The sequence below is a fragment of the Nostoc sp. UIC 10890 genome, from assembly GCF_054786515.1.
In genome coordinates, this window is the sequence record NZ_JBSGKF010000044.1 from 1 (window position 1) to 6201 (window position 6201).

Here is a 6201-nt window from a genome sequence, read left to right on the forward strand (position 1 = left end):
TTTTAGCCGAGCGTCAAATTTCATGTTAACCCTACTATTGAGCTACAGATACCAGATTTCTCTGGAGGGACGAATAAAATATATATGAGATTGTCCAAAAAGAGTGCATCAATATACGCAAACCACGGTATTAGGGATAACATTGTATAGAAATTGAAAACTCTTTTTAAATGCATTACATGAAATGCCAATTCTTACTAAACGCCTTGTTCGCACAGATGAAAGTAGGTCGTCTTGGGCATACAATATGTGCAATGTCAGGGTAATTTCTATGTTAACCAAAACCCTTACTTATTCATTTGGGTGTTATCTAAAGAAGCTTGCAATTTTTCAGCCAGAACCTTTACACCGGGTTCTTCCATAATAGTTGTGTGAATTGTTCCTGGCACATAATAAATTTCCACCCCACCAGTGGCTACTTGACCCCAGCCTAATTCCGGGTCATCTCCAAATTGCACAAAGGTTTCATCAGAACGGAACAGAGTCAATTTACCAGGATAAACTTCTGCTGTGTAGCTTTTTCGAGCTTGATGGTTAGCCTTATGCACCTCAAGGAGTCTTAACTCTAGAAGCGATCGCTTGATGTAATGAAGGTAGAATTTATAGAAAAAGTTTACCTTCCCTCGCATCAAATGCCAATGTAACTTTTTCCAGATATAAGCAACTTGGTCTTTGAATCCCAAACTTAAAAGTCTGCGGAAATGTAAAAAGCTCCGCTCCCATACAGCTTGGAGTTTAGTTTCACTACTATCTGAATTGAATTCCGTCATACTAGGAGCGCTTGTATCAAATATAGCCAGTAATTGAACTTCCTGTCCTTGGGTGTGGAGTTGTTGGGCAATTTCATAAGCTAGTAGCCCACCTAAAGAGAAGCCGCCCAGAAAATAGGGGCCATTCGGTTGAATCGTTTGGATTTCCCGGATATAGTGAGATGCCATTTTCCTGATTGAGGTAAGCGGTGCTTGTTTACCATCAACTCCTTGTGCTTGTAGCGCATAAAACGGTTGCTCTTTATCTAAATAACGCGCCAGTTTCCGATAAAACAAAACGTTGCCCCAAACTGCATGAATGCAGAACAGAGGTGGTTTAGTTTGACTACCTGATTGAATCATCACTAAGGATTCCCAGGCGTGAGATGATTCTGTTACGCCAGAAAGAGTGGCTGACCATTCTTTCTGGCGTAGAAGGCTGGCTATCTGTTCAACTGTTGGTGCTTGGAACAGAGTTGCCAAAGACAGATTTTTACTGAAAGTTTTCTCAATTTCTGCAAACAGGCGTACTGCCAACAGAGAATGCCCTCCCAAGTCAAAGTAGTTATCTCTAATACTAATGGGCTGGATACCTAAATTTTTTTCCCAAATTTTAGTAAGTTGTAACTCTAATTCATTTTGGGGAGCAACAAAGGTATCTTCTGCTTCTTTGGCTTGTTCAGGTGCAGGTAAGGCATGATGATCTAGTTTATTATTGGGAGTTAGAGGGAAAGTATCTAACAGTACGAAAAAGCTTGGCATCATATAACCAGGAAGTTTATGTTTGAGAAAGCGACGTAGTTTGTCGTTTGTCAAAGCTTCTTCTTTGTTAGAGACGATATAAGCCACTATACTTTTATCGTCGGAGACATCATCCCTCACAATGACTGCTGTTTTTTGGATAGCGGGGTGTTGACTTAGTACAGCTTCAATTTCTCCAAGTTCAATACGGAAACCACGAATTTTTACTTGATTGTCGAGGCGACCAATAAATTCTATATTTCCACCACCCAGATAACGGGCTAAGTCACCTGTTTTGTATAAGCGGCTTTCAGGATCAGAACTGAAGGGATTCTGAATGAATTTTTCTTTTGTTAATTCCGGCTGATGAAAGTAACCCCGTGCTAACCCAGCACCACCAATATATAATTCTCCAGGAATACCCACAGGTACAGGTTGCAAATATTTGTCTAAAATGTAAATCTGGGTGTTGGCTATAGGACGGCCAATGGTGACTAAAGCTTGTTGCTGATCAATTCGATGAATTGTAGACCAAATAGTTGTTTCTGTCGGTCCGTATAAGTTCCAGACCTCAGTACCTTGTTGAAGTAATTGCGTAGCTAAATTTTGAGTTAAGGCTTCACCACCACAGAGAATTTTCAGTTGTGCCTTTCCTTTCCATCCTGCTTCTAATAACATTTCCCAAGTCGCAGGGGTGGCTTGCATAACAGTTGCCGCAGAGTTATTGAGTTGTTTTAATAACTGTAAACCATCAGCAGTAACTTCACGACTAACTAAAATTACCTTGGCACCTAGTGTTAAGGGAAGAAAAATTTCTAAACCCGCAATATCAAAAGATAGGGAAGTAACTGACAACAAACTATCAAGATTGGTTAATTGTAGGTGCTGTTGTATCGCCGTGAGGAAGTTGACGATGTTGCGATGAGTAATTTGTACACCTTTAGGCTTACCTGTAGAGCCAGAGGTATAAATTGTGTAAATTAAATTATCGGGAGCAATGTAGCTTTCTGGCGAATTTTGCTGATGTGCGGCGATGCAATCCCTGTCCCTATCTAAACAGATAACTTGGGCTTGGTAGGATGGAAGAGTTTTTAATAAATGTTGCTGGGTTAATAAAATGGAAATTTGGGAGTCTTGCAACATGAAAGCGAGGCGTTCTTGGGGATATGCTGGGTCTAAGGGTACGTAAGCTCCACCTGCTTTGAGGATGCCTAGAAGTCCAACTATTAAGTCTAGCGATCGCTCTACACATATTCCTACCTTTACCTCTGGTTTGACACCCAATGATATAAGGTAATGTGCTAGCTCGTTGGCGCAGTAATTTAGCTGTTGGTAGGTGAGTTGCTGGTTCTCAAAGATTACTGCCACTGCATCTGGGGTTTTGGCTACTTGTTCTTCAAACAACTCATGGATGCACGTATCTTTGGGGTAATCGGTTTGGGTGTTATTCCATTCCACTAATAGTTGATGCTGTTCGGCTGCTCTTAACAGAGGTAAATTTGAAATATGCTGTTGTGGGTTGGCGACAATACTTTCTAGTAAGGTTTGGAAATGCCCCACCATTCGAGTAATAGTGGTAGACTCGAATAAGTCTGTATTGTATTCGATACCTCCACAAATACCTTCTGAAGTCTCTTCTAAATAGAGGGTTAGGTCGAATTTTGCTGTACCAGTGTGAACTTCTAGTGGTGTAATGGTCAATCCTAGAAGTTCGCAAGAGGAACTCGGAGTGTTCTGGAAGACGAACATCACTTGAAACAGTGGCGAACGACTAGTATCTCGTTCTGGTTGTAGTTCTTCTATGAGTTTCTCAAGGGGAAAGTCTTGATGGGAGTATGCTTCTAGTGTCACCTCTCGAACTTGACTGAGTAACTCCCGGAAAGTAAGATTTTGCCCCAAGTTAGTCCGCAAGGGTAGGGAATTGACAAAAAGTCCAATTAGCTGCTCAGTTTCTTCACGGTTTCTGCCAGCAATAGGAGTACCAATAATTATATCTTCAAGCCCAGAGTAACGATAGAGCAGCACTTTGAAGACTGCTAATAAAGTCATAAATAAAGTAACTCTTTCCTGCTCGCTTAAGGTTTTAAGCGCTTGAGTTAGGTCTAGTGACAATTCTAAAGATTGATATGCGCCTCGGTAAGTTTGGACTGCTGGACGTGAATAGTTTGTAGGTAATTGGAGGATAGGGAGCTTGCCACCTAGTTGCTGTTTCCAGTAATTTAACTGTGATTCTAAAACCTCACCTTGTAGACATTGGCGCTGCCAAACTGCAAAGTCTGTATACTGAATGGAAGGTTCACTCAGCGATAAATGTTCACCAGTAGAGAATGCTGTGTAAAGTACTACTAATTCTCTAAAAAATATATTGTAAGACCAACCATCGTTGACAATGTGGTGCATTGTTAATAACAGCACATGTTCTGTTGTTGCAAGGCGCAGAAGTTTGGCGCGAAACAAAGGGCCTTTTGCCAAATCAAAGGGCTGTTGTGCTTCTTGAGTTGCAAAGCGCTGCGTTTGTGTCTCTCTGTTGGCTTCAGGAATTTCCTGTAAGTCTATAAATAATAAGGTTAAATTTATATCTTTTAATATAGCCTGGCTTGGTTGCCCATCCATAGATACAAAGGTAGCTCTAAGGATAGAATGGCGTTGCCAAATTTCATTTAAACTCTGCTTTAAAGCAGTAACATTGAGTATACCAGTTAGCCTGTAAGCAGTTGGCATATTATAAGCAGTGCTGTCAGGTTCCAATTGATTGAGGAACCAGAGGCGCTGTTGAGCAAAGGAAAGAGGTAGATTACTGTGCTGTGATGCTGGTAATATAGTGGGTAAGTTGGAACTAGCGGCAGTATTCGCTTGGTGCAGAAATTCTAAAATCTCTGTTTTTCGCTCTTTTAGTTCTGACAGCAGGGTAGATGTGAGTGTTTCCGAAGGAGCTTTATAACGTAGGCGATCTCCTTGTGACCAAAGTTTGACATCTTTACTGCGTAGCTCAGACATCAACTCATCAATAGTTTTCATAACTCGCCTTCCTTATAGTTGCCCATTGTGTCAATCTGCGACTGTTCTGTTACCCACTGAAATGTCTCAATGCGATCTGCCAATTGTGCCACAGTCGGTGCTTCAAATAAGGCACGCACAGAAAGGTCTACCCCGAAGGTTGACCGCAGTCGAGATATGACTTGAGTCGCTAACAACGAATGTCCCCCCAATGTGAAGAAGTTGTCGTGGATGCCAATTTTTTGTAGTTTTAAGACAGAAGTCCAAATGTCAGCTATCTGCTGTTCTACAACACTGCGAGGGGCAACAAAGATTTGCGTTAAGTTTGGTCTTGAAGAGTCGGGTGCTGGTAGCGCGTGGCGGTCGATTTTACCATTGGGTGTTAGGGGTAAGGTGTCTAGAAAAACAAAGGCACTAGGCACCATATATTCTGGCAGTTTCTGTTTCAGGAAAAGCCGCAGTTCGTCTGTGGTTGGTGTCTGTTTTGGCTGAGAAACGATGTAGGCGACCAGACGTTTGTCACCAGAGTCATCAATTCTAGCTGTGATGACAGTTTGCTGTATACTGGGGTGTAATCTGAGCGCGCCTTCAATTTCTCCCAATTCAACGCGGAAGCCACGAATTTTAACTTGGTTGTCAACACGACCGAGGAGTTCAATGTTACCGTCAGGAAGGTAACGGGCTAAGTCACCAGTTTTGTAAAGACGTTCCAGATTTGAGGATTGGTCTTCATTCTCTCCCATGTTCCTTGTGAAGGGGTTCGGGATAAATTTCTCTTGTGTTAATTCGGGACGGTTGAAGTAGCCTCGCGCTAACCCGACACCACCAATATAAATTTCACCTGTGACACCTACAGGAACTGGTTGCAAATAAGCATCGAGGATATAAATTTGGGTATTGGCAATGGGACGACCGATAGGTACAGTTTTCAAATTACTATTTTTTTTACACTGCCAGAAAGTAACATCAATAGCTGCTTCTGTAGGTCCATATAGGTTATGTAATTCGCATCCCAAACTCTGCTGGAAGAATCTATTTTGCAAATCTAGTGGTAAGACTTCGCCGCTACAAATGACTCTTTTGAGGGAAGTACATTTTTCCACACCGCGACTTTCTAAAAAGACTTGTAGCATCGAAGGAACAAAATGCAAGGTAGTGATTTGCTGTTGAGTAATCAAATTAATGAGATAGTCACTGTCTCGATGTCCACCTGGTTTAGCTATTACCAAACGTGCGCCTGTTAATAGAGTCCAGAAGAATTCCCAAACTGAAACATCAAAACTAAAAGGCGTTTTTTGCAGAACACTATCTGTAGTATTAAGTTGATAAACTTCTTGCATCCACAGCAAACGATTGCAAATTCCTCTCTGAGTGTTCATCGCACCTTTTGGTTTGCCAGTAGAACCAGAAGTGTAAATTACGTAAGCCAGATTATCTGGTTTCACGTCGCTGCTAAGATTGGTATTTGCTTGGGTCGAAATTTTCTTACACTCAGAATCTACACAGATAGTTTGTGCTTGATGTTGGGGAATTTGAGACAGCAGTTTTACCTGAGTTAGCAGTAATTTGAGTTGAGAATCTTCTAGTATATAAGCTATGCGTTCCTGGGGATACTCAGGGTCAATTGGTACATAAGCTCCACCTGCTTTGAGGATGCCTAAAAGTGCTACGATTAAATCAACCGACCGCTCTACACATATTCCAACCGGAGTTT

General features: G+C 41.6%; 2 protein-coding genes. Both read right to left on the reverse strand.

Translation table 11 applies throughout. The features are described 5' to 3' along the window. Positions 1-287: 287 nt before the first annotated feature. Entirely contained in the window at positions 288-4508 is a 4221-nt protein-coding gene (locus ACWATR_RS38235) for a non-ribosomal peptide synthetase (protein ID WP_460345059.1), read from the reverse strand. Further along, positions 4505-6201, reverse strand: a 1697-nt coding sequence (locus tag ACWATR_RS38240) for a non-ribosomal peptide synthetase (RefSeq protein WP_460345062.1), incomplete at its 5' end; no start/stop codon positions are given. The genes ACWATR_RS38235 and ACWATR_RS38240, both read right to left, overlap by 4 nt.

What these genes read in the sequence shown, in the direction of transcription:
- ACWATR_RS38235 (WP_460345059.1), bottom strand. Translation starts at nt 4,508, where the DNA reads ATGAAAACTATTGATGAGTTGATGTCTGAGCTACGCAGTAAAGATGTC.